The organism is Brevibacillus sp. HB1.1, assembly GCF_013332445.1.
Classification (GTDB): Bacteria; Bacillota; Bacilli; order Brevibacillales; family Brevibacillaceae; genus Brevibacillus; species Brevibacillus porteri.
Genome location: NZ_JABMIV010000003.1, coordinates 356,682 through 380,055 on the forward strand (window position 1 = coordinate 356,682; position 23,374 = coordinate 380,055).

Below are 23,374 nucleotides of genomic sequence, written 5' to 3' on the forward strand. Positions count from 1 at the left end.
GAGGGCAAACCGTGGAAAAAACAGAGATAGAGCGCCTGTTGAGCGAAATAAAAGCAGGCTCTCTTGAGCAATACGAAATCATTATCGATCACTATCAACAACCGATCTTTACATACTGCTACCACATGCTCGGTCACCGTCAAGATGCAGAAGACGCTGTTCAGGAAGTCCTGTTTCGTGCCTACGAGCATCTTGGACAGTATACGTACTCGCTGTCATTTTCCGCATGGCTGTACCGGATCGCTTACAACCATTGTGCGAATGTGCTAAAGCGCAGGAAATTAAGCCGCGTGTTGCCCTTTTTGTACAACCGGGATCAGGATGGACGCAATTATGTCGAGGAGAGCATTGACAATAACCATTTTGGGGAGCCGCTTGAACGCATCTGGAAACGACTGTCCGCCGAAGAACGAACACTCATGTTCCTGCGGGTGCTAGAGGAAAGAGAGTACGAGGAAATTGCAGAGCTGATGGACAAAAGTCCTGCAGCCCTGCGCAAGCAATTTGAACGTGTTTTGAAAAAGTGCAAACGTTATTTGCCAACGACGGGAGGGGTGCGAAATGATGGACAAAAATCCGTTTAAGCATATGCGAGACATGCTTGCAGCGAAGCCCGTCCCGAAAGTCAATGTCAAACATAAAGTCATGGCCGCAATTCGTGCCAAGGAGAACAAGGAGGAGAAAGTCGTGAAAAAGAAAATTGGCTTGTTAGTCACTGTAGGTATGCTGGTAGGAGCGTCTTCCGTATGGGCGGGGATGGAAATGATCCAGTTGAAAAATGAGAAGGGAGAAGTAGTGTTAGAGCTTGAACAAATGAGTATGCAAGAACAGCAACAAATGATGCAGCAGCTACCCCCTGACACAAAGGATCAGATCAAAAAAAGTAGTGCAGAGATTTATAAACAGTTGGATACCGGAGAACAAATCGTCAATGGATTAAAACCAGGAGAAGCGGTTGCCATTTATTGGCCGCTGACAAAGCTTCAGTTGGAATCAAATCCAAACAGCAAGCCTTTTGTAGATGTACGCTCCAAGCCTTTTACCTATACAACGTGGAAGGACATGGAACAAAAGCTTGGCCATCTGTTCAAGGTCCCGGCAGAGATGGGGACGGACTTCAAATTTGCAGCAGGCGAAGCGATCTATCTCCCAAGTGACAAGTATGATGAGAGAGCGATGAAAGAGGAACAAGAAAGAACGAAAAAAGAATACGTGGTACAACCAGTTCCGTTATCGGACAAGCTTCGTAATGCAGAGATTGAGTACAAGGGCCAAAAAGGGAGTGCTTTCTTAGAAGTGTCCATTCTGGATGACAAGAATAAAAGTGGAGGTACATTTGCGGAGAATCTGGAGAAGATCATGATTGGCGACAATGAAGCCGTGTACTCCACTTTCGCACCTGAAAATGGGAAAACTGTGCACTCTTTGCAATGGGTGAAAAATGGGACAAAGGTGGACTATAGCCTGAGAGCCAATATGAGTGTGAGCACGAAAGTAGAGCTGCTGAAAATGGCGGAACAAATCAACGATACGAGGTAACCATTTTCCAAATAGAGGAGTACCACAAAGCACCAGCTTGTGGCACTCCTTCTTTTTCATCAATGGCTAACGTCTCGTAGCTTGTTTGCCTTTTTACCCATCAACTGCTTCAAGCCATCCCTATTAATCAGGATAATGCCGACAATAATCGTAATTCCCCCTGCCAACGACAGGAGATAAAGCGGCTCATTGTACAGGATGACGCCCAGGCTTAAGGCAATCAACGGAGAGATATAGAGCCACGTGGATGGAAACACAGGGTTGGTCTTGGCCACGAGCCAATAGAAAATGGTGTGCCCCATCATGGAACCAACGACGATCAAGTACAGGAGCGAGAGGATCGCATTAGCCGTGAGCATCGATTCGATATGCACTTGCTCGGTGAACAGAGATAATACAAGCAGCATGGCTCCTCCATACATCATCTGTGCTGCATTCAAAGCAATGGGGGAGGTGTCTTGAAACCGTTGAATGACGCTACGGGAGTAAACTGCACCAGCAGAATAAAAGATTTGCCCGAATATGATTACCATGCACCCTGTAAGCCAAAGGAGACTAAATGAGATGGTCACACCGGGTAAAATTAGCATAAAGACACCGACAAAGGCAATCAAGCAACCCGCCCACGAAATACCGGGGAGCTTTTGCCGAGTAATACCTGTCTGAAGCAGCATCACCATGAGAGGGGCTGTTGCAGATAATATGGCTGCAATTCCTGAACTTACATGCTGCTCCGCCCAATACAAGGGGGCAAACGTCCCAAACGTCAAACCGACTCCAGTAAGGAACATTTCTTTATGAAGCAGCAGCGACAGTCGCGCCTGTTTTTTCCAGAGCATAAATGAAAACAAAATGACACCTGCCAGTAAGAACCGAAGTCCTCCTGAGAAAAACGGCGGGGCCCCCGCATCAATACCGACTTTGATTGCCAGAAAAGTCGTTCCGAATATCAAGCACATGACCACATAGTTGAGTAGTACCATTATGATTCCTCCCTTTTCCTCATCATAAAGGGAAGGGAACAGAACAGATGAAATGGAATAGAACAGATACAAAGATCAATCCATTATCATGGGGGAAAGGGGGGAAGCTTGCATGAAAAGGGAGGCTCTTTCAAACAGCCATTCTGATAAGCTGTTCGAGCAAGTATATGAATATCTTCTGGACCGGATCAGACGCGAAGAGTGGCGGGCACATCAGAAGCTTCCTTCTGTTCGAACATTGGCGCTGGAATTGAATGTGCATCGCCTGACGGTTTTTAAAGCATTTCAATTATTAAAACAAAACCGCCACGTGTATGTGAAGGATAAGTCGGGGTATTACGTACAACCGAGCAGCCTGTTGCCAGTGGAATCGATGGATGATCCAATCGTTTCTGCCTATGTGCACAAGAGCCACCTTTCTGAAATTCATCAAGTGCAGGCGACCTATCAATTTTCCAAAGCATTGATCGAACCGAATTTATTACCAAATCATTACTTTTCTGAGTACGTGAAGAAAGTGTTTGATCTGTATCCAAAGGTACTGGGTACCTACTCAACCACACAGGGAGATCAAGAGCTGCGGGAAGCACTGTGCAGCTATTATATCAGCCGTTATCATTTTCACCTGTCACCTGATGAGCTGATGATTACATCTGGTTCGCAGGAAGCGATTGATTTGGTTGCCAGAGTCCTTGTAAAGCCGCGTGATGTCGTGTTGCTGGAGAGACCCACTTACAGTCCTGCCATTGATGTATTCAGAAGACAGGGCGCCAATATGATTCCCATCGAGATTACGCCGCATGGATATGATTTGGAGCAGGTTGAACGGTTGATGCAAAAAGAAAAACCACGCCTGTTTTATCTCAATCCGACCTTTCACAATCCGACGGGCTATACGGTTCCCGCTGAACAACGGAAGAGACTGGTGGAGCTGGCTGCGAAGTATCAGTGCCTGATCGTAGAGGATGATCCGTGCCGCGATCTTTACTTCGGCGATAAGCCTCCACTGCCGTTTTTTTCTTACGACACGGAGGGCTATGTCATCTATCTGCGCAGCTTTAGCAAGTACATTGCGCCGGGGCTAAGTATTGCGACTGTGGCATGCCGTCCATCTATTATGAAGTATTTGATTCAAGCGAAATCATTGTCCGACAGTGGAGCGCCCCTATTGAATCAAAAGATATTTTTGCACTATTTCTTCTCCGAAAGAATGCAGCAGCATTTGGCAAAGCTGCGGATTGCATTGGCCATTCGCCGGGATATCATGGAGGAAGAGCTGTCTGTGACCGACTGGGAGTGGTCCAGCCCACCAGGAGGCTTTAACTTATGGGTGAAGCTGCCTGATTCCGTCCCGATGGAAAGTCTTCTGGCCAAATGCATAGAGCAATCGATTACGTTTGTGCCCGGCGCGATCTGTGACCCACAGCGAGAGTTAAAATCTTGGATACGCATCAGTTATTCTTATTTGAATGAACAACAGCTGCGGGATGGATTGCAAAGGCTCGTACGTACGGTTCGCCAGTTGAACATAGAGGAATAGGAATGAAGCAAGGCTGCCGACATGATGGTCGACAGCCTTGTTTTTGGTTATTTTATGATTTGCTTACTTGATCGAGATGATTAACCAGCTCTTCTGGTTTCGACAAGAAAGGCGCATGATCGGCTTCCAGTGTAATGACTTTGCTGCAAGGTGTTTCTGTGTTCATTCTGCGTTGGAAATCGATTGGGATCGCATTGTCTAATGTGGTCTCAATATAGACGCGATCGACACTGCCGAATTTCTCTTCAGTAATTTGCACTGGCTGTGTAAACGGAGCCAGCGCTTGCGGACGGCAACGCTTCATCGACGCCAGCCTCAGTGCCTCATCCTCAACCGCGTTGAAAAATGTCCCTTCCACAGTCTCGAGCTTCGGAGCCAGCGTCATATCGGCTTCATTCAATTCGAATTCTGGGCCTTTTTCTCCTTCAGACTTGCTTATGAGACTTTCCCCGTTTTTCGGCAAGAATGCGCAAAGGTAGACGAGCTTATCAATTTTGTCATGTACTTTTTCAGCTGTTTGCGTAATAACGACGCCACCCATGCTGTGTCCGACAAGGATTACTTTATCGTTTTGTTGCTTGATCAGGTCAGATACTTTCTCGACGTAGAGATCCAGTGTTACCTGCTGAGGAGGTGTCATGTCTTGTCCACTTCCAGGCAAGTCCAACGTCGCGACCTTGTGTCCCAATGCTTCCAGCGAAGGTTTTACTTTTTCCCATACCCATTCACCTTGGCAAGCTCCATGAACCAATACAAAAGTACTCATTTACATACATCTCCTTCGTTTCATGATGATCGTTCGTTAGTGTTAACGAAGCGATTTCTTATTAAACAGGGTGTTCTTGTGTTCGTGCCTCTTGAGTGCAATAATAATAAAAATCTGTATCGGTAATCTGTGACTTTGTCACCAAAGTTATTTTTTTCACAAGGAGGTTCTTTGTCCATATGCAAAAGGAGCAGATTGCGGAAGTCCTTGCACGTTTTCCAAGTCTGGCGGCACTTACTCTAGAAGAGTGGCAAGAGGAGGGAATCTCCATCACTACGGTTCCAGCCAACTTTACCATTGATGAAGGCGAGTTTTTGGAGAATGCGCCATTAATCTTGGATGGGCTTGTTCGCATTTTCAAACTGAGCAGCGATGGAAGAGAGGTTACGCTGTACAGGCTATCGGCTGGCGAGTGCTGCCCACTCATCGCGTCTAGTATATTGGGAGAAACGGTGTATGAAGCTTCGGCTTGCGTGGAGATGCCGAGTATGGTCTTGAACGTCCCGACGAAGATTTATAAGAAATGGATCGAGAAGCATCAAGGCTTTCGCCAGTATATTTTTCAATCATTTGCGCGGCGATTGATTATCATGTCGAACTTGATTGACGATATTCATTTTAAATCCATTCGGGTTCGGATTTCCGAATATTTGATCGAGCATACAAGTGCGGAGGATGATTCGCTCGCCATTACACATGATCAGTTGGCAATTGAGCTGGGGACTGCTCGTGAGGTGATTAGCCGGACACTAAAGAAAATGGAAAAAGAAGGGCTGTTGCGTGTAGCACGGGGGCAAATTACAGAAATTCAACGTTCTAGACTGTCTGCGGTTCAATAATCTATATTTGAAAATATAAAAATTTTAGGAAGCGATAGGTACTGTGTTATACTGAGTCTACCATTTACTGTTCTGTAGCATTCCCTACTCCGTTTACGTGAGTAGGGTTTTTTATTTTTGTTTCAAACAACCAAAAAACAGACCCCCTTACAGGAGTCTGTTTTTTGTGTATGGCTATATTAAACTTTTTGAACGTTAGTAGCTTGTGGTCCGCGTTGGCCTTGTTCTACGTCAAAAGTAACTTTTTGACCTTCGTCAAGGGATTTGAAACCGTCGCCTTGGATAGCAGAGAAGTGTACAAATACGTCTTCTTTACCTTCGCGCTCAATAAAACCAAAACCTTTTTCTGCGTTAAACCATTTTACTGTACCTTGTTCCATTGTTATTGCCTCCTAGTGTGTAACACACATGTATTACTATCCTTGCTCGCAGGATCATCTAGACGAAAATTTGTTATCTACGCTATCCGTTGCTTCGAACAAAAATAATTCTTTACTAGCATAACAGGATATTGAAAGGATAGCAAATAATTCGCGTATGTTGACGAAAGAAAATATAGATGAGCTGTTACGAAAGCATGGCGCCAATCTCTTTCAACGTAAGCTGTGACGAGACAATTTTATTTGGATAGCTCGCTTGTGTCGATTCCCCCACATGATACTCTTGCAGTGCATCAGTGTCCTTCAGCATGTTTCCTGTCAAAATACACACGGCTGTTTCGTCCTTGTCGATTACTTGTCCTGCGATGAGCTTCCGCAATCCGGCGACCGTAGCAGCAGAGGCAGGCTCGCAGCCGATCCCGCTCTTATCCACCCATGCTTTAGCGTCGAGAATCTCTTGATCAGTCACGGAGCAGGTAACACCATTTGTTTCTTCTAAAGTACGTAGTGCCTTTTTCCAGCTGGGTGGATTGCCGATGTTGAGCGCAGAGGCACGTGTATATGGATTCGGTTCAGGTGTCAGCTCGGTGTGTCCGCCTGCGACCATGCGATGGAATGGACTAGCACCTTCCGCTTGTACGAGCGCCACCCGAGGAACTTTTTCGATAAAGCCGAGGTTTTTCAAATCCTGCAAGCCCTTTCCGAGAGCAGTCACATTGCTCAATGCTCCTCCAGGGATGACCACCCAATCGGGAAGGTTCCAATTGAGGTACTGCGCAATTTCGTACACGATACTCTTCTGCCCTTCAATGCGGAATGGATTGATCGAATTGCAGATGTAGAGGCCGAGCTCTTTGCTGTATTGCTCATAAAAACGGATGCCATCATCGTAGGTACCATCAAAGCTGATGACCTTTGCTCCGTAGGCCAGTGTTTGCATGACTTTATTCAAAGAAATGTTTTTGTTCGGGACAAACACGTACGATTCGTGATGGGCGAGTGCAGCATACATGGCGAGAGAGGAAGAGGTATTGCCAGTCGATGTGCAGGTGAAGCGTTGATAGCCTAGTGAACGCCCGTGTGATACGGCGACAGTCATCCCGTTGTCTTTGAATGAACCACTCGGATTCTCGCTTTGTGCCTTCAGCCATACCTTGCTGTTGCTTCCTACATAGGATTGGATGAGTGCAGATGCGTATAGCCCTGTATTTCCTTCGTACTTGGTCGTGATGTACGCATCAGGAAGCTCGGGGAAAATCAGCTCTTTGTAGCGCCATACTCCGCTCGCATAAGGGGTAATGCGTTCGGACAGTCGCTCATGAAAGACGCGCTTCAACTGTTCGGCATCGATGGCTGACGTATCGTGAATGATGTCAAACAAGCCGCCGCATGTGCATTGATAGTCAAATAAATGGGCAGGCACTTCCTTGCTGCACTCGACACAAACCAGTTTCATCCTCGCAAGATTCACCCCAAAAAGTGTGCGGGAGAATCTCTCCACCTCTTTTCTCTCGTATGGTTTTCTATATGGTAAACGGAGAAGGGGAGTGTGTAAATGACAGTTTTCAGTAAAAACAAAATATTCATATGCAGATACGAAAGACGGGAAGGAGCCACTATACAGACTCCAACCCGTCCCTATTTCACAAGCTTTTATTCAGATCAGTTAATTCCTTGGCCGTCAGATTGCGCCATTGCCCCAACTTCAAATTCCCCAGCATAATGTTCATGATACGTACCCGCTCTAGCTTTCGCACCTGATAACCAAAAGCCTGACACATCCGTCTGATTTGCCGATTCAGCCCTTGCGTCAGCACGATATTGAAGACGCGGTCGCTGACTTTGGTTACTTTGCAAGGCTTTGTAGTTGTTCCGAGAATACGTACGCCGTTTGCCATTCCGTGTAAGAAATTCGCCGTGATGGGCTTGTCTACGGTGACGATGTACTCTTTGTCATGATTGTTTTCAGCACGCAAAACTTTGTTTACGATATCCCCGTCATTAGTTAACAGGATGAGGCCTTGCGAATCCTTATCCAGACGTCCGATAGGAAAAATCCGCTCCGGGTGATTCACGAAATCGATGATGTTGCCTTTGACATGCAGTTCAGTGGTACACGTAATTCCGACAGGCTTGTTCAAGGCGATATAGACATCTTTCTTTTTGGAACCGAGCGGCTGTCCATCGATGCGCACATCATCTCCTGACGCAACCGTACTTCCTAGCTCCGCGACTTGGCCATTGATCGTCACACGCTTGGCCTCGATTAATTTATCGGCTTCTCTTCGTGAGCAAATGCCGGTTTCACTGATGAACTTATTAATTCGCATGAGACGTTCCTTTCGCTATTACTGCTACTTATCCAGTTTTTCCAGTAGTTTTTTTCGCCAAGGCTGCGCCAATTCCTCCACCTCAAGCATACGCTGAATCGTCTCTTGGGATGGTGACTTGTCGTGGAAGTATAAGTGGTGAATCGACGCTACCGTTACTTGTTTTGGATGTGCAGTGATGAGGGTAATCTTGGAGTCTGGCTTGATCGTCCCTTCCTGCAAGACGCGGAAGAAATAACCCGTATAGCCCATTTCCACCACCGCTTTGAGCAGCTGGTTATTGTTGTTGCGCTTGTTGATGGTCGCGCAAGGAAATCTGCCTTGCGTCACTTGCAGGATGGTATCACCGAATTGATACACATCCCCGATGCAGACCTGCTCTTCGGTCATGCCAGCCAGCGTGAGATTTTCTCCGAATGCCGCATTGGTCAGTGGTTGGCCGAATAACTTCTCCCAATGGGCATAATGTTCAAAAGGATACGCACAGACGACGCGGTCTGGGCCGCCATGGTACTCTGGATTCGCGATATCGTCGTCATCAATTTTCTCGGAACGGACAACGAGCTCATCGGCTTCTTCCTTCCAAATCCCGGAGAGATATTCCTTACCGTTGTACATATTACTTTTAGGCAAACCTTTACTAATCGTAACGACTTTTCTGTTCAACTTATACTCACTCCCAGCCTGCACGATTGCTTCTCTTTTTATCCCCATACTATACCACATTCCCTCATATCCTCCACAGCGGATGGGCACCAGCGGACGCTTCTGGTATGATGATAGAAAGGAATACACAGGAGGCCTCAGTGACATGCAATCATTTGGTGTGGCACTACACACAGATAAATATCAGATCAACATGATGTACGCCCATTGGGTGAACGGAACGCACAATCAAAAGGTCGTTTTCGAAGCATTTTTCCGCAAGCTACCTTTTGGAAACGGATACGCCGTATCTGCTGGATTGGAACGCATTGTTTCTTATATAAAAAATTTGAGCTTTGAAGAAAGCGATCTCAAGTATTTGAGTGAGCAGGAGGAGAACTACGATCCGAAGTTTTTGGAAGAGCTGCGCCAGCTTCGTTTTAAGGGCTCGCTCTATTCCGTGAAGGAAGGTACCGTGGTTTTCCCGAACGAGCCGCTGATTCGCGTAGAGGGGCGTGTCATGGAGGCACAGCTGGTTGAGACGGCCCTGTTGAACTACATGAACTACCAGACGCTGATTGCGACCAAAGCTTCGCGGATTAAAAACGTGGCGGGCAATGATGTTCTTATGGAGTTCGGAACAAGAAGGGCGCAGGAGGCAGATGCTGCGTTGTGGGGGACGCGGGCAGCGTATTTGGCGGGTTTCGATGCGACCTCGAATATGCTGGCAGGGAAAATGTTTGGCATTCCGACAAAAGGGACGCACGCTCACTCATGGGTACAGAGCTTTGAGAGTGAGGAAGAAGCATTTGAGCGCTTCGCAGCAGCTCTACCAGGACAGGTAACCTTGCTGGTTGATACGTATGATACGCTCAAAAGCGGCGTGCCTAATGCAATTAAGGTCGGAAAACGCCTGGAGAAACAAGGTAAAAAGCTGACGGCGGTGCGCTTGGACAGTGGCGACTTGACGTACTTGTCTTGCAAGACTCGTGAAATGCTTGATAAGGCAGGCATGACCGATGTGCAAATTGTCGCTTCCAACGATCTCGATGAGCACACGATTATGAACCTGAAGGTACAAGGTGCACGCGTAAATAGCTGGGGAGTAGGAACGCAGCTCATCACGGCAGCGGATCAGCCGACACTCGGAGGCGTATACAAGCTGGTGGCGCGTGAAGGAGCGGACGGAGAATATCAGCCGACCATCAAAATCTCCGGGAATCCGGAAAAAGTCACAACGCCAGGTATCAAAGATATGTACCGATTGATTGATCCGGAAACAGGCAAAGCGATTGCTGACTATATGTGCTTCCCACATGAAACAACAGTCGATGATGGAGGACCTCTCCATTTGTTCCATCCGAGCCATACGTATTTGAGCAAGCATTTGGAGAACTACCAGGCAGAGTCCTTGCTAATTCCGGTATTTGTGGATGGGGAACTGGTCTATGAACTGCCGAACCTTCAAGAGATTCGCAACTACCATCGTGAGCAACTCAAGCTGTTCTGGCCTGAATACTTGCGCATGCTGAATCCGGAGCATTACCGTCTGCACATCAGCGAAGAGATGTGGGAGACGAAAACAAAGCTGATGAAGACGTATTTGAAAAAATAAGAGAAAAACGTCTGATGTGTCGAGAGGATGCATCGGGCGTTTTTTATTTGTTTCCCAAAAATAACACAATAATGTGAAAACAAAGAAAATAAATTGTCTGAATTTACTTGCATCGTATATAATTACTCCATTCATCCTTTAGCTCTGCGCCAAGGTGATGTGGAAAATGCGTGTGAAAAGTATTGGGGAGGAAGAGAGATGCTAAATACTGTAGAGAAAGAAAACCTGAATCCATACGAGATTGTGCAGAAACAGATTGATGCTGCAGCGGCACTGTTGGGATTGCGAAGCGATGCTGTAGAAATTTTAAAGCGACCCAAACGAGTATTGGCTGTCAGTTTTCCTGTCAAGATGGACGATGGTAGCGTGCGTGTCTTTGAAGGCTACCGATCTCAGCATAATGATGCGGTAGGGCCGACCAAAGGAGGGATTCGCTTTCATCCGGATGTGACGATGGATGAAGTCAAGGCGCTCTCCATGTGGATGTCATTCAAATGTGGCGTGGTTGGTCTTCCTTATGGCGGTGGAAAAGGTGGCGTCATATGTGATCCCCACGAATTCAGCAAAAGTGAGCTGGAACGAGTCAGCCGCGGCTTCATGGAAGCTATCGCTGATATTGTCGGACCGGAGACAGACATACCTGCACCCGATGTGTATACGACCCCACAAATCATGGGGTGGATGATGGATACGTACAGTCGATTAAAAGGCACCTATTCTCCGGGAGTGATCACGGGAAAACCGCTGAGTGTCGGCGGTTCCAAAGGAAGAAACGAAGCGACTGCCCGCGGATGTGTCTTTACCATACTAGAGGCGCTTAAAGATTCTGGACGAAAGCCAGAACAAACAACCGTCGCGATTCAAGGATTCGGCAACGCGGGAAGAATTGCTGCCAGACTTTTGACAGAGCTGGGCTTCAAAATCGTGGCGGTCAGTGACTCACGTGGAGGTATTTATGATGCTGCTGGCTTGGACATCGAACAGGTAGGGCAGTTAAAAGACAACGCCACCATTTTGGAGTATGCAGGTGGTACGGTCATCTCCAATGAACAACTATTAGAGCTGGAAGTGGATATTCTGATCCCGGCCGCATTGGAAAATGTCATCACAGCAGCGAATGCCCACAGCATTCAGGCCAAGTGGATTGCAGAAGCAGCAAATGGACCTACTACACCGGATGCGGATGCCATTTTGCGGGAAAAAGGGATTACCGTGATCCCAGATATTCTCGCCAACGCAGGTGGCGTAACGGTTTCTTATTTTGAATGGGTGCAAAACCTGATGAATTACTACTGGTCCGAGGTTGAGGTAAACGAAAAGCTGCAAACGACAATGATTAACGCCTATCGTGCTGTGAAAGAACTCTCTGATCAATACAAGGTAGACTTGCGCACGGGAGCCTATATGATCTCGCTATTGCGAATTACGGAGGCGATGGAAGCGCGCGGCTGGATTTAAGGAAAGAGACCTCTTGCAACTTGCTTGCAAGGGGATCTTTTCGTTTTCCCCTGTGGGATTGGCAGGAAGTCTAGTATTTTTGTCGAATTTGTCGGATTATTGTGTTTCTACCTGTGTTCAAAGGATGGAAAGGGGGATCTTTATGCCAATCAAATTGCCCGACGAATTGCCTGCAACGGAAATACTCGCCCAAGAAAATATTTTTGTGATGAAGGATAGCCGTGCCTTCACACAGGACATACGACCGCTCAGGATCGTCATTCTCAACCTCATGCCCGTGAAGGAAACAACGGAAACACAGTTGCTCCGCCTCCTGGGGAATACACCGCTACAGGTGGAAATCGTGCTTTTGCACATGTCCAGTCATACGTCCAAAAATACGTCGGAAGAACATTTATCGATGTTTTATAAAACGTTTGAGGAGATCTGTGACCAGCGATTTGATGGCATGATCATCACCGGAGCACCAGTGGAACAGCTCGAGTTTACAGACGTCACGTATTGGCAGGAGCTGACAAAAATCCTCGATTGGAAAATGGAGAACGTCACTTCGACCCTGCATATTTGTTGGGGAGCACAAGCGGGTCTTTACCACCACTTTGGCGTTCCGAAGCATCCTTTGCCAGAAAAAATGTTCGGAATCTTCCCTCATACACTCAATAAGCAAAAGGTGAAGTTGTTCCGCGGATTTGATAACTACTTCTACATTCCGCATTCCAGGCATACCGAAAATCGCAGGGAAGACATCGAGCAAGTGCCTGAATTGGAGATATTGTCCGAGTCTGATGAATCAGGTGTTTACATCGTAGCGACGAGGGATGGTCGACAAATTTTTGTGACAGGACATTCCGAGTATGATCCGACCACCCTGCAAGATGAGTACCAGCGGGATGTGAACAAAGGCTTGGACATTGCTGTTCCGCGTAATTACTATCCAAAGGACGACCCAAATCGCGAGCCTATTGTCACTTGGCGCGCACATGCGAATTTGATGTTTTCCAACTGGTTAAACTATTACGTTTACCAAGAGACACCGTATGATTTGAACAACAACAAGCGATAGCAACGTAGAAACCATCCGAGGTGATTCGGATGGTTTTTGTTTGGCCCAGTTGACGTAATAAATGGCGACAGGTAGTGTGAGAATAATCGCGCAGGAATACTACCGGGAATTCAAGCAAGATGGGAGTTTTGTAAGATGAAAAAAATCATGAAGCAAGATCAGGACGTGACCAAGCAGCATAACAAGCAAATGATCCTCGACATTATCAAAAAGCAGAGACCGATATCGCGTGCAGAAATCGCCAAAATTACGCGGATGAGTGCCACCTCGATTGGCAGATTTGTAAATGAGCTGTGCGAAGAAGGACTGATTCGAGAGACAGAGCTAACCTCATCAGGTGTGGGCAGGAAGGCAATTATGCTCGATATCGAGCCGGGGGCCATTTATACAATCGGCGTGGACATGGCAAAAAAGCGCATCAGCTTTGGGATCATGGACTTTAGCGAAGCAATTATTGCACAGCACCGGATGGATCATAAAACACAGGATTCTACACCGGAAGAGACGGCTGAACTGATTTGTAACGAGATTGAAGGGATACTCAAACAGACAGGCATTCCGTTAGAAAAAGTGGTCGGGATCGGCATTGGGATGCCAGGGGTGATTAATTATGAGCGAGGGATTGTTCAGCTATCCACTACGCTGGACTGGAAAGACGTAGCGTTTGCCAGCCTGATTGAAAAAAGGCTGAAAATCAAAACTGTTATCGACAACGATTTGAAGGTGAAAATCCTCTCGGAGTACTTGTACGGATCGGCCAAAGGCTCGAACAAGACAGCCTTGATTGGCATTGGCACGGGTATCGGCTCTGCTTTAATTATCAATGGCGAAGTGTTTCGCGGAGGCTCCAATAGCGCAGGAGAGCTGGGGCATACGACGCTCGATCCGAATGGGAATCTGTGTGAATGCGGAAAGCGCGGATGCCTGCAAACATACATAGACGAAAATTCTTTGATCATGGAAGCGCGTCGGGTGAAGGATGTCAGTGATGTCCGTCAGGTGTTCGCGGCAGCGAGAAACGAAGAGCGCTGGGCGAAGGAAATCGTCTCCCGTACCGCGTTGTACCTCGGAATCACGATTAACAATATTGTATGCATGTACAATCCAGATACCGTGATTGTAAGTGGTGATTTGGTGGAGAATTATCGCGAAATCATTGATTTGGTCGAGGAGCATAGCGATCAAGTGATCTGGGAGCCATTCAAGGGGAAATTTCGCGTCATTCCTTCCGAATTGAAGGGGGAGGCAATCGTGATGGGGGCAGGAGCTTTGGCGATGCAGCACTTTGCTCCCTTGGCAGGGACATGGGCAGAAGAATCATGACTTTCTTTGCCATTTTGTATTCAACAAGTACGGCAGTTTAGCCGATATAGAAAATGGTGGAAAAGTAGAAAGGAAAAGGAGTGGGATGTGAGCATGAGAAACTGGCAAAAAGGTATGCTCGCTACGGCTGTTACCGTTGGGCTGATCTTTTCCAGTGTCGGCCAAGTACCGGCATTGGCAAATTCTGCGACGACAAGTACGCAGAAGAAGATTTCCAAGCTTGTGGTTGATACAAAGACAATAAAATTGAAAAAAGCGGGGACGCAGCAGTTGAACGTCCGCGTGCAATACACGGATAAAACAACAGAAGACGTCACACAGCAAGCAGAGTGGACTTCCTCTGACAGTGACATCGCACGCGTTGAAAAAGGCTTGGTAACCGCTGTTAGTTCCGGTAAAACAAGAGTGAAAGCAAGCTTCGGGGGCAAAAGTGTGAGTGTCCCTGTTGAGATCGATGTGATTTCCAAGCTCACTGCTGACCAGAAGAAACTGGTTCTCAACGTGGGAGGCACGAAGCAGGTAAACGCAACGGCAACCTTCTCAGACAAGTCTACCTCTGATGTAACCGCCAATGCAGAGTGGGAAAGCGATGATACGGAAATCGTAACGGTCACGAATGGTTTGGTTACAGCAGTAAGTTCGGGCACAGCGAAACTCAAAGTGAAGTACGGTGGAAAAAACGTATCCATTCCAGTAGAGGTGGATGTCGTCTCCAAGCTGGACAGCGATAAGAAAAAGCTGTATCTGCGTCCAGGCACTACCCAGTCGGTTACGCTGCTGGCTATCTTGTCTAGCAAAGAAAAGGTCGATGTAACAAGCAAAGCCAAGTGGACATCCGACGATGAAAAAGTCGCCACAGTTGAAAACGGAGTCGTGACAACTGTAGGTTCTGGCAAAGCGAGAATCAAAGCAACTTACGGTGGAAAGACAATCTCGATCCCTGTAGAGTCTGCTATTATCTCCAAGCTAGAATTTGACACGAAAAAGGCAGATCTCAAAGTCGGCGAATCAAAAGACTTGAAGGTATCTGCTGTCTATACCGACAAAACCAAGGTCGATGTCACAGTCGATGCAGACTGGATCTCCACGAACAGCTCCGTTGTGACTGTAGCGGATGGCAAGCTCACGGCTGTGAAAGCAGGTCGCGCAACGATTGCCGCTACGTATAATGGAAAAGTCGTAAAAATACAGGTAACCGTGAAGTAACTCAAGCTGGAGGAAAAGCCAGGGCGCGACTGCGTACCTGGCTTTTTTGCATACTCTCGCCTGTGGTAATCTGTAGCTAACGCTTTTGATTGGACGAAGACGGAGGGCACCATGGATATTCGACAGCTGCATTACTTTGTGGAAGTAGTCAAACATAAAAACTTTACGAAGGCCGCGCAATCCCTCCACGTCTCCCAGCCTTCTATCAGCAAAATGATCAAGGCATTGGAAGAAGAGCTAGAGGTAGTTCTGCTGGATCGGACGGAGCGGAAAATGGATCTGACAGACGCAGGGGAAATGGTCTACAGCTATGCGACCAAAGTGTTGCAGCTGATGGAAGGTATGTCATCATCGATTGCAGAATTGCGAAATGTCGAGCGTGGTCGGGTCAAACTGGGTATGATGCCGACCGTGGGTTCTTTTCTCTTGCCGAATGTGATTGCCTTGTTTAAAAAGCAGTATCCAGGCATCGATATCGAGATGAAGGAATACAGCGCCAAGCTGCTTGAAATCCAAATGGAGCAAGGAAGCATTGAGGTGGCATTAACCGTTCTTCCAACGGATCAGGAGAAATTTGTGGCGGTTCCCTTGCTCGCAGAGGACCTCGTCGCGATCGTTCATCGGGATCATTGGCTGGCGGGAGCCGATGAGGTGAGCTTGGAACAGCTTAAGGACGAGGCTTTCATTTTGTTTACCGAAGAATACGCGATGCACGATGTAGTGCGCCAAGCGTGCAAGCTGTCCGGCTTTGAACCGAAAGTCGCTTACATGAGCTCTTTATGGGATTTTGTCGGAGAGATGGTGGCTACTCAACTAGGGATATCACTCATTCCACGCTCCATCGTGAGACGCTTGAATAACGGGAATTTGCACACCGTCAACATTTCCTACCCAGTGATTGACTGGCAGTATGCTTTGATTTATCGAAAAGAAGGGTATTTATCGCATGCGACAAAGGCTTTCATATCGTTTGTAGAGAAAATGTACAGCCATAACCAAATGGAATAGAAATGATGATTTTTATGTATTGTACGAATGGAATCGAGACGGCTTAGAATGAAGGTAACTCGTTCAAAAGGTGACTTTTTGAACAACCTTTGTAGAGCAACTGGGGTGGTCTCGATGAAAAGATGGTTCTCCATCATTGCACAAGTTTTGCTATTGTTCGGTTTCACCTGGCTCGGGAAATGGGTGAGCTCGTTTTTTCACCTTCCTGTTCCCGGCAGTCTGATCGGACTCGCGCTTTTGTTCATTTGTCTATATACCGGCTTGATTCGTCTACAGTGGGTGGAAGCAGGGGCGACTCTGTTATTCTCGCAGATGATCCTGTTTTTCGTACCATCGCTGGTCGGGATGATGCAATATCCATGGTTATTAGGAATAAAAGGATTACTGGTCCTTGTGGTAGTCGTAAGCGGTTGTGCGCTTGTGATGATTTCGACAGGTGTTATTGCTGAGCGTATGTTCAATCGTGGAGAGGTGAAACAGCATGATCCTGTGGAAAACGTCTAGCGTGCTCCTGACACTCGTTTTCTTCTATGCAGCAAAAAGGTTCAACAAGAAAAGAGCGTCTCTGCTGTTTTCTCCGGCCATATTGGCGCCGATCGGTTTGATTCTGTTTTTGCTTTTCGCAGGCATTCCTTATCAGGTGTACAGTGAAGCGACCTCGCTCATTAGTGAAATGATGAGCGTAGTCACAGTGGCGTTTGCGATTCCGCTGTACCGAAATTGGTCGGTGTTAATGGCGCATCGCCGGATGATTTTGACGAGTCTTGCTACGGGTTCCCTCATCGCTATCATTGCAGGTGTCTCCACGACGATGTTAGTCGGATTGGGAAAAGAAGCGGCGCTTAGCGTCATTCCTCGCTCGATTACCTTGCCAATTGCGGTGAGCGTAACGGAGGCGATTGGCGGAATGCCTACGATGACGGCCGTTTTCGGGATGCTGACCAGCTTTGCAGGCGTTTTTTTGGCTCCTAAAATCATCAAGAGAATGAGGCTCCGTCATCCTGTGTCCATCGGCTTGATGTACGGAATGGGCGCACATGCGTTGGGGATGGTCAAAGCTTTTGAGCGTGGGGAAACAGAAGGAAGCAGTGCGACTTTGGCTGTGATCGCCGGAGCGATGATTACGGTGGTGTGGGCGTTTACCTTGCTGCCGGTGATCATGTCGTGGCTGGCTGTGTGAAGGAAGGGGCTGTTAGATAGCCCTTTTTTTATTTCACTCATGGATTTGGATTTTAAAAGGATAAAAATGGAAAGTGCAACGTGACCGCCCAAATGCTGGCGAAAGGTGTATGATAGAGGACAAATAAAAGCTCCATAACTCTTTCATCTTGGCAGGAGGCAACATGAGACCGCTATATATCGTCCTATTACTCTGTACCAGCTTCCTTTGGGGAGGAAATTTTGTTGTTGGTAAATTCCTTGTCGGGCACGCGTCTTCCTTGACGCTGACCAATTTGCGCTGGCTCATTGCTGTTGTTTGCTTGTTGCCGGTTGTTTGGATACGCGAAAAACGGATTTTCCCAACGCGAGAGGCACTTCTTCCTTTGATCGTGATGGGAGTGACCGGCGTAGCACTTTTTAATTTATTCATGTTCTGGGCACTTGAGCGGACAGACGCGACCAATGTTGGTCTATTGTCCACGCTGAATCCGGTTTCGATCGCGATTTTCTCCTTTTTGCTGGTGGGTGAAAAGATTCGACCGTTGCAGATTGTCGCGATGCTTGTCTCGTTTGCAGGCGTCCTTGTGGTGATGACAAAAGGAGACTTCGCGCACTTGTCCCAATTGCACTTTAACACGGGTGATTTGTGGATGCTCGCCGCTGTCGCCATGTGGGGGATTTACTCCGTATGCGGGCGTTGGGCGATGAAGACGGTCTCGCCGATGATGTCCACACTGTACTCGGGGATTTTCGGTGTCGCGCTGATGCTGCCCTTTAATGTCACCACATTTACGATTAGCAACACAGACTGGACGTTCTGGCTGTCGTTGTTCTACGTTGGTGTAATGGCGACTGTCGTCAGCATGGTGTTGTGGAATATTGGTGTACAAAAGGTTGGCGCAACCTCAGCAGGTATGTTCCTCAATTTCAATCCTATTTTTACGGCCATTCTCGCATTTCTTTTACTCGGGGAGCGTATGACCATCATCCAATTGCTCGGCAGTATGATCGTCATTGTCGGCTGCTATATGTTCTCACGCTTAAAGCACGTCTCGACCCCGACACCACATACAGTCAAGCAAGCACAAGGCTAAAAAGGAAATCCCTCGTCTGGTCAAACAGGCGGGGGATTTTTATTAGAAGGTACCGATCAACGGACTAGGCTAGTGAGAAGAAAAAGCACAGGGCTCGTAGACCTTGACAACGCCTACCCAGTCGGAACTACAAAAAGGAGACCACGCTTGTCGAACACTTCTCCCCTGAGAATCTTCCGCCCGTAGGGTGGCTTTGGCTCGACGGTCCCCTTTTTGTAATGGAGACGTCCAGTGAATCCCCCCTGCTGGCGTGTCAGAGTCGAAGAGAACTGTGCTTTTTCTTCTCCTCACTGTGTTCCGTGCTTATCTGATGGTTTTTCTTAGTCGATCACTTGGACATGGGCATTCGCATACAAATAAGAAGGACAGTGTGTGAAGGGGAGGTTGTATATGATCGTCATAGCGGGGAGACCAGCTAATCACGCCTCGTTGGCAGCGGAATGGGGATTAAATCCGGTACAGCGTGAAACGGTAGCGATTATGGCACGAAGTGATGAAGTATTTGAATATCCGACTCCTGAGCTCCTGCAATTTGAACTGAAAATGCGCGATCATCTGGTGAGGTCTGCCTTGGCACTGAACGAAAGCGGCCTGGCCTTTTCTACTTTTGAAGAATCTCGTGCCAATCCAGCTTACTGGATTCGAACAGACCAGGGCGGATTCCGCTTGCGACCGGGAGTGTCGCCATCCAGCGGGATTATCAATATTTTTCGTGAGGGCCAAAAATACGCTACAGAGTGCGCAACCGCGATGGTCGTTATTATTTATCATGCAGTCCTACAGTCCATTCGTTTACCCGATTTTGAGAGAATGTTTGCGGACATCTTACTATATGACTGGCGGTACGATCAGGATCTAGACTTGCAAACATTGCGGACAAATACCTTCTTGCCTGGTGATGTGATTTATTTTGCCAATCCTGATTACGATCGCGCGACACCTCAGTGGCAAGGAGAAAATGCAGTCGTGCTCGGCAATGGCTTGTATTACGGGCATGGTGCGGGGATCAAACGAGCGAGTGAGATGGTAGCATTTTTGAATGAACAACGAAGAGCGGGAGCAATGAGGTCTGCCTATCTGGTCAATCAGGCGACTCGGCCTGGTTTCGCCTACCTGTTTCCCTACGACAACGGTCGTTCCACCATGCGAGCTTCTGGACTTCCCATACAAGTGAGCAGTCGAATTTCAGCGCAGATCGGATCTTTGTCTTGGGAGTGGTAAAACGAACAAAAGCCTCCTGCCATAAAATGCGGCGAGAGGCTTTTTTCGCTCATTCGTGTGTGTTCAGGAGAATCGCTTCCAAGAAAACATAGACAAGTCGAGGGAAGATGCTCCCTCTACTAGCAGTTGGCTGGTCGCTTCCCCGATCGCACTGGCGAATTTAAAACCGTGCCCGGAAAAGCCTGCTGCAAATACAAGCTGTGGATGTTCAGGATGACGGTCAATGACGAAATGTTCATCAGGCGTCATGGTGTAAATGCATACCTTGCCTTGTCGCAATGGTCCGGCGGCACCAGGCATATACGCTTCCAAAAAGGAACGAACATCCCCTTCGTCCGACAAATAGGTGCCAAAGGTACGTTCCAGTTTATCAGGATCGATGGCTAGTCCTCCGTCATGGCGTCCGATTTTTACACCAATGCCATCAAAGCTGGGAAATCCGTAGAACATGGAGTCATGAAGGCGAAAGATGAAAGCGGGAAATCCATCCGCACTGTACTGGCTCTCATCTGCACCAAACCAGGCAACCGTTTTGCGTGTAGGGGTGAGCGGGATGGACAAGCCCAAGGAGTCAAGGAGAGAACCATTCCAAGCACCGGCGGATAGAAGGACTTTATCGCCGTGGTAGCTGGCAGATTCCGTATGCACGATGAACCCATTACCTGCTGGCTCCAACTGCATGACTGGCGTGTTCGTCAACAGCGTAGCTCCTGCGGCAAGGGCGAGCTCTCGATAGGCGCGGATGCCGTTTTCAGAATAAAGCACACCTGAAGTAGGCTCCAGGCAGCCGTAGTAATCAGCAGGCAGATTGATTCCTGGCCAGCGTTGCATGACCTCATTGGCACTAAGTACTTCCAAGGGAAGGGAGTACTGCTCAGCGCTCTCCCGAATTTCATTCAGGAAAGGACAATGCAAGGGTCCAGCGTTCAAAACACCTGTTTTGGCGAAGATCGGCATGCTGGATGCTTGTTCCAATTCTGACCACAACTGTTGCGCTCGCAACGCAAGCGGGACGTACTGTTTTCCTTCTCCATACGCATGGCGAATGATACGGGTATCCCCATGATGACTGCCCATCGTGTGTGGGGGATCAAAGGCATCGATCATGAGTGTATGCACACCCTGTTTCGCCAGATAGTAGCCAGCTGCCATTCCCATCGATCCTGCTCCAACAATAATGACATCGTAGTTTTGCATCAACCGTCCTCCATTCCGCTTTATTTTCATCTATCTTACAGGAGTTTTCTGAATTGTGGATTTAAATTTTTGTGTAAAGATCAATTTTTTTGTGCGCATTAAGGTTTATTCCATCAGTTGGGCGGGAAAAGGAGATTACGCTATCATCATTACGTTAAGAAAAGTGGTGTTTACGAAATGAAATGGACGATCGGAAAAAAACTGGGCGGTGCATTCGCATTTGTCCTGGTCATCATTATTTTTACGGGAATAACAAGTATTGTAAAGATGCAGGAAATGAACCAGAAGATGGTGGAAATGAATACAAGCTGGCGCCCGGGATTAGAAGACATTCTGAAGATCAACATGACGCTGGAAACCATTTACGGAGTTACTCAAACCATGCTCACAACAGAGAACATGGATGACAAGAACAAGTATGCAAAAACAGTGGATGATCAATTTGCCTATATTGACGGGTTATTAGCCAGCTATGAAAAAACGATTGTCGGTGAAGAAGACCGCCAAAATTATGAGGGATTGAAGCAGGCTCTGAAAAAATACGAAGAATTCAACCCTCAGTTCGTCGAAATCGGCAAAAGAGTGGATATCAGAAAGGCTGCTAGCGATGCAGACATGGCTGAGCTGGAGCTCATCAAGAAAAAAAGCAGTGAACTGTTTCTTGAACGCAAAAAATACTTGGATGCACTGATTACGTATAACAGCGAAGGAGCCCAACGCGTTGGCACGGAAAGCGCAGAAATGTACGAATCCGTAAAACGCGATATGCTCATCGTCATGGTTGTCTCTGTGATAGCAGGTATATCATTGGCTATCTGGCTGACCGTAAATATCCGTCAACCGATCGTGCGTTTGATGGAAGAGATGAAGAAAGTCGCTGATGGAGATTTGAGAGCAGAGCCATTGGTTGTCAAAACTCGTGACGAGATTTTGGATCTGACGAATTCGTTTAATGAAATGGCGACCAGTCTAACTTCTGTCATTCGTCAGGTAGGTGGGACCTCGGAGCAGGTAGCCGCATCGGCAGAGCAACTGACGGCAAGCGCAGATCAGACGAGCCGGGCAACCGAACAGATTGCTGTTACTGTTCAAGAAGTGGCAGCAGGAGTTGATCGTCAGGTAGCGAGTGTAGAGAATGGAGCGAAATCCATTGATGATATGTCACGAGGAATTCGTCAAATCGCAAGCAACGCACAGCAAACCTCCAATATGGTGAGCGAAGTCGCCAACATGGCGGGAGAAGGGAACCAGTCCATTCAGGATGCTGTTAAACAAATGAATGCGATCCACGACTCCATGCATGAGCTCTCAGCCGTGGTAGACGGTCTGGGCAATCATTCTCAAGCAATCGGAGAAATCATCGAAGTCATTACAGGCATTGCGGATCAGACCAATCTGCTCGCCCTCAATGCAGCGATTGAAGCAGCACGCGCAGGAGAGCACGGCCGTGGATTTGCGGTTGTAGCAGATGAGGTACGGAAGCTGGCAGAGCAATCGGCACAGTCCGCCCAAAAAATCGCGCAGTTGATCAGTACGATTCAGACAGATACAAAAGTCGCCGTCGAATCGATGGAAACAGGCACCCGGGAAGTACAAGAAGGAATTCGCGTCGTTCATCGTGCGGGCGAAACGTTCGGTCATATTCAGAATTCGATTGGCACAGTAGCCGACCAGATTCACGACGTGTCTGCATCAGCCCAGGAAGTGTCTGCCCATTCCGAACAGGTCGTACAGGCGATGGAGCTGGTCAGCGAAGTTTCTGACTTGACTGCGGATGGCACGCAGAACGTTTCCGCTGCTACACAGCAGCAGCTCGCTTCCATGGAGGAAATCGCTTCGTCAGCGACAGCTCTTTCCAATATGGCAGAAGAGCTGCAACACATGATTCGCCGATTTAAGGTGTAGACATAATCGAATAAACGAACGCAAAAACGCCAGTCACTTTGGCGTTTTTGTTTTTTCTTCTTTCCTCTGCCATTTTTTTAGAAAAAGTTAATCTTTAGGAA

The 23,374-nt window shown here is 47.6% G+C and carries 22 protein-coding genes; 15 read left to right on the top strand and 7 right to left on the bottom strand.

What is annotated here, in order from left to right; translation table 11 throughout:
- The first annotated feature begins 11 nt into the window (after positions 1-11).
- Both HPY27_RS11470 and HPY27_RS11475 read left to right on the top strand, forming a co-directional pair.
- Positions 12-584 (top strand): RNA polymerase sigma factor, encoded by a 573-nt coding sequence (locus tag HPY27_RS11470; protein WP_017249962.1) that lies wholly within the window; start codon positions 12-14, stop codon positions 582-584.
- Positions 562-1,539: a DUF4367 domain-containing protein gene (locus HPY27_RS11475; protein ID WP_174225041.1), complete on the top strand. Its 978-nt coding sequence runs from the start codon at positions 562-564 to the stop codon at positions 1,537-1,539. The genes HPY27_RS11470 and HPY27_RS11475 overlap by 23 nt, the downstream gene beginning before the upstream one ends.
- 59 nt (positions 1,540-1,598) lie before the next feature.
- Here HPY27_RS11475 and HPY27_RS11480 read toward each other — a convergent pair whose 3' ends face one another.
- Entirely contained in the window at positions 1,599-2,522 is a 924-nt protein-coding gene (locus HPY27_RS11480; RefSeq protein ID WP_173622711.1) for a DMT family transporter, read from the bottom strand.
- Positions 2,523-2,634: 112 nt separating this feature from the next.
- On the opposite strand from HPY27_RS11480, the gene HPY27_RS11485 reads away from it, so the two are divergent.
- Positions 2,635-4,062, top strand: a complete 1,428-nt coding sequence (locus HPY27_RS11485) for an aminotransferase-like domain-containing protein (RefSeq protein ID WP_026043203.1) — start codon at positions 2,635-2,637, stop codon at positions 4,060-4,062.
- Positions 4,063-4,114: 52 nt separating this feature from the next.
- On the opposite strand, the gene HPY27_RS11490 is transcribed toward HPY27_RS11485, so the two are convergent.
- Positions 4,115-4,828, bottom strand: a complete 714-nt coding sequence (locus HPY27_RS11490) for an alpha/beta fold hydrolase (protein WP_017249966.1) — start codon at positions 4,826-4,828, stop codon at positions 4,115-4,117.
- 179 nt (positions 4,829-5,007) lie between these two features.
- On the opposite strand from HPY27_RS11490, the gene HPY27_RS11495 reads away from it, so the two are divergent.
- Complete coding sequence (locus HPY27_RS11495; RefSeq protein WP_173622712.1) at positions 5,008-5,667, top strand: Crp/Fnr family transcriptional regulator; 660 nt, start codon at positions 5,008-5,010, stop codon at positions 5,665-5,667.
- 179 nt (positions 5,668-5,846) lie between these two features.
- On the opposite strand, the gene HPY27_RS11500 is transcribed toward HPY27_RS11495, so the two are convergent.
- The 4 genes from HPY27_RS11500 to HPY27_RS11515 all read right to left on the bottom strand — a co-directional run bounded on the left by HPY27_RS11500 (position 5,847) and on the right by HPY27_RS11515 (position 9,043).
- Complete coding sequence (locus HPY27_RS11500; RefSeq protein ID WP_007721941.1) at positions 5,847-6,047, bottom strand: cold-shock protein; 201 nt, start codon at positions 6,045-6,047, stop codon at positions 5,847-5,849.
- A gap of 187 nt (positions 6,048-6,234) precedes the next feature.
- Positions 6,235-7,503 carry a threonine synthase gene (gene thrC, locus HPY27_RS11505; protein ID WP_174225042.1) on the bottom strand — a complete coding sequence of 423 codons (1,269 nt, stop codon included), beginning with the start codon at positions 7,501-7,503 and terminating at the stop codon, positions 6,235-6,237.
- Positions 7,504-7,690: 187 nt separating this feature from the next.
- Positions 7,691-8,377: a 23S rRNA pseudouridine(2604) synthase RluF gene (rluF, locus tag HPY27_RS11510; protein ID WP_017249969.1), complete on the bottom strand. Its 687-nt coding sequence runs from the start codon at positions 8,375-8,377 to the stop codon at positions 7,691-7,693.
- Positions 8,378-8,401: 24 nt separating this feature from the next.
- The gene (locus HPY27_RS11515) at positions 8,402-9,043 is read right to left on the bottom strand and encodes an MOSC domain-containing protein (protein ID WP_017249970.1); all 642 of its coding nucleotides are present in this window, start codon (positions 9,041-9,043) and stop codon (positions 8,402-8,404) included.
- A 145-nt stretch (positions 9,044-9,188) separates the two neighbouring features.
- Here HPY27_RS11515 and HPY27_RS11520 point away from each other — a divergent pair, with 145 nt between their 5' ends.
- From HPY27_RS11520 to HPY27_RS11565, 10 genes are all read left to right on the top strand, one after another.
- Complete coding sequence (locus tag HPY27_RS11520) at positions 9,189-10,637, top strand: nicotinate phosphoribosyltransferase (protein ID WP_017249971.1); 1,449 nt, start codon at positions 9,189-9,191, stop codon at positions 10,635-10,637.
- Between the two features lie 198 nt (positions 10,638-10,835).
- Positions 10,836-12,095 (top strand): Glu/Leu/Phe/Val family dehydrogenase, encoded by a 1,260-nt coding sequence (locus tag HPY27_RS11525; protein ID WP_017249972.1) that lies wholly within the window; start codon positions 10,836-10,838, stop codon positions 12,093-12,095.
- Positions 12,096-12,237: 142 nt separating this feature from the next.
- Positions 12,238-13,158, top strand: a complete 921-nt coding sequence (gene metA, locus HPY27_RS11530; protein ID WP_017249973.1) for a homoserine O-acetyltransferase MetA — start codon at positions 12,238-12,240, stop codon at positions 13,156-13,158.
- Between the two features lie 135 nt (positions 13,159-13,293).
- Entirely contained in the window at positions 13,294-14,481 is a 1,188-nt protein-coding gene (locus HPY27_RS11535; protein WP_017249974.1) for an ROK family transcriptional regulator, read from the top strand.
- Between the two features lie 93 nt (positions 14,482-14,574).
- Entirely contained in the window at positions 14,575-15,687 is a 1,113-nt protein-coding gene (locus tag HPY27_RS11540; protein ID WP_069846922.1) for an Ig-like domain-containing protein, read from the top strand.
- A gap of 111 nt (positions 15,688-15,798) precedes the next feature.
- The gene (locus tag HPY27_RS11545; protein ID WP_017249976.1) at positions 15,799-16,695 is read left to right on the top strand and encodes a LysR family transcriptional regulator; all 897 of its coding nucleotides are present in this window, start codon (positions 15,799-15,801) and stop codon (positions 16,693-16,695) included.
- Between the two features lie 114 nt (positions 16,696-16,809).
- Positions 16,810-17,199 (top strand): CidA/LrgA family protein, encoded by a 390-nt coding sequence (locus HPY27_RS11550; protein WP_017249977.1) that lies wholly within the window; start codon positions 16,810-16,812, stop codon positions 17,197-17,199.
- Positions 17,177-17,875, top strand: coding sequence for an LrgB family protein (locus HPY27_RS11555; RefSeq protein ID WP_174225043.1), 699 nt, complete (start codon positions 17,177-17,179; stop codon positions 17,873-17,875). The genes HPY27_RS11550 and HPY27_RS11555 overlap by 23 nt, the downstream gene beginning before the upstream one ends.
- Before the next feature lie 163 nt (positions 17,876-18,038).
- The gene (locus HPY27_RS11560) at positions 18,039-18,950 is read left to right on the top strand and encodes a DMT family transporter (RefSeq protein ID WP_026043204.1); all 912 of its coding nucleotides are present in this window, start codon (positions 18,039-18,041) and stop codon (positions 18,948-18,950) included.
- Between the two features lie 390 nt (positions 18,951-19,340).
- The gene (locus tag HPY27_RS11565; protein ID WP_174225044.1) at positions 19,341-20,171 is read left to right on the top strand and encodes a protein-glutamine gamma-glutamyltransferase; all 831 of its coding nucleotides are present in this window, start codon (positions 19,341-19,343) and stop codon (positions 20,169-20,171) included.
- Positions 20,172-20,234: 63 nt separating this feature from the next.
- Here the strand turns inward: HPY27_RS11565 and solA are convergent, their stop codons facing one another.
- Positions 20,235-21,368 (bottom strand): N-methyl-L-tryptophan oxidase, encoded by a 1,134-nt coding sequence (gene solA, locus HPY27_RS11570; RefSeq protein ID WP_174225045.1) that lies wholly within the window; start codon positions 21,366-21,368, stop codon positions 20,235-20,237.
- Between the two features lie 177 nt (positions 21,369-21,545).
- On the opposite strand from solA, the gene HPY27_RS11575 reads away from it, so the two are divergent.
- Entirely contained in the window at positions 21,546-23,273 is a 1,728-nt protein-coding gene (locus HPY27_RS11575; protein WP_174225046.1) for a methyl-accepting chemotaxis protein, read from the top strand.
- Positions 23,274-23,374: the final 101 nt, after the last annotated feature.

What these genes read in the sequence shown, in the direction of transcription:
- HPY27_RS11475 (WP_174225041.1), top strand. Translation starts at nt 562, where the DNA reads ATGATGGACAAAAATCCGTTTAAGCATATGCGAGACATGCTTGCAGCG.
- HPY27_RS11480 (WP_173622711.1), bottom strand. Translation starts at nt 2,522, where the DNA reads ATGGTACTACTCAACTATGTGGTCATGTGCTTGATATTCGGAACGACT.
- HPY27_RS11485 (WP_026043203.1), top strand. Translation starts at nt 2,635, where the DNA reads ATGAAAAGGGAGGCTCTTTCAAACAGCCATTCTGATAAGCTGTTCGAG.
- HPY27_RS11490 (WP_017249966.1), bottom strand. Translation starts at nt 4,828, where the DNA reads ATGAGTACTTTTGTATTGGTTCATGGAGCTTGCCAAGGTGAATGGGTA.
- HPY27_RS11495 (WP_173622712.1), top strand. Translation starts at nt 5,008, where the DNA reads ATGCAAAAGGAGCAGATTGCGGAAGTCCTTGCACGTTTTCCAAGTCTG.
- HPY27_RS11500 (WP_007721941.1), bottom strand. Translation starts at nt 6,047, where the DNA reads ATGGAACAAGGTACAGTAAAATGGTTTAACGCAGAAAAAGGTTTTGGT.
- thrC (WP_174225042.1), bottom strand. Translation starts at nt 7,503, where the DNA reads ATGAAACTGGTTTGTGTCGAGTGCAGCAAGGAAGTGCCTGCCCATTTA.
- rluF (WP_017249969.1), bottom strand. Translation starts at nt 8,377, where the DNA reads ATGCGAATTAATAAGTTCATCAGTGAAACCGGCATTTGCTCACGAAGA.
- HPY27_RS11520 (WP_017249971.1), top strand. Translation starts at nt 9,189, where the DNA reads ATGCAATCATTTGGTGTGGCACTACACACAGATAAATATCAGATCAAC.
- HPY27_RS11525 (WP_017249972.1), top strand. Translation starts at nt 10,836, where the DNA reads ATGCTAAATACTGTAGAGAAAGAAAACCTGAATCCATACGAGATTGTG.
- metA (WP_017249973.1), top strand. Translation starts at nt 12,238, where the DNA reads ATGCCAATCAAATTGCCCGACGAATTGCCTGCAACGGAAATACTCGCC.
- HPY27_RS11535 (WP_017249974.1), top strand. Translation starts at nt 13,294, where the DNA reads ATGAAAAAAATCATGAAGCAAGATCAGGACGTGACCAAGCAGCATAAC.
- HPY27_RS11540 (WP_069846922.1), top strand. Translation starts at nt 14,575, where the DNA reads ATGAGAAACTGGCAAAAAGGTATGCTCGCTACGGCTGTTACCGTTGGG.
- HPY27_RS11545 (WP_017249976.1), top strand. Translation starts at nt 15,799, where the DNA reads ATGGATATTCGACAGCTGCATTACTTTGTGGAAGTAGTCAAACATAAA.
- HPY27_RS11550 (WP_017249977.1), top strand. Translation starts at nt 16,810, where the DNA reads ATGAAAAGATGGTTCTCCATCATTGCACAAGTTTTGCTATTGTTCGGT.
- HPY27_RS11555 (WP_174225043.1), top strand. Translation starts at nt 17,177, where the DNA reads ATGATCCTGTGGAAAACGTCTAGCGTGCTCCTGACACTCGTTTTCTTC.
- HPY27_RS11560 (WP_026043204.1), top strand. Translation starts at nt 18,039, where the DNA reads ATGAGACCGCTATATATCGTCCTATTACTCTGTACCAGCTTCCTTTGG.
- HPY27_RS11565 (WP_174225044.1), top strand. Translation starts at nt 19,341, where the DNA reads ATGATCGTCATAGCGGGGAGACCAGCTAATCACGCCTCGTTGGCAGCG.
- solA (WP_174225045.1), bottom strand. Translation starts at nt 21,368, where the DNA reads ATGCAAAACTACGATGTCATTATTGTTGGAGCAGGATCGATGGGAATG.
- HPY27_RS11575 (WP_174225046.1), top strand. Translation starts at nt 21,546, where the DNA reads ATGAAATGGACGATCGGAAAAAAACTGGGCGGTGCATTCGCATTTGTC.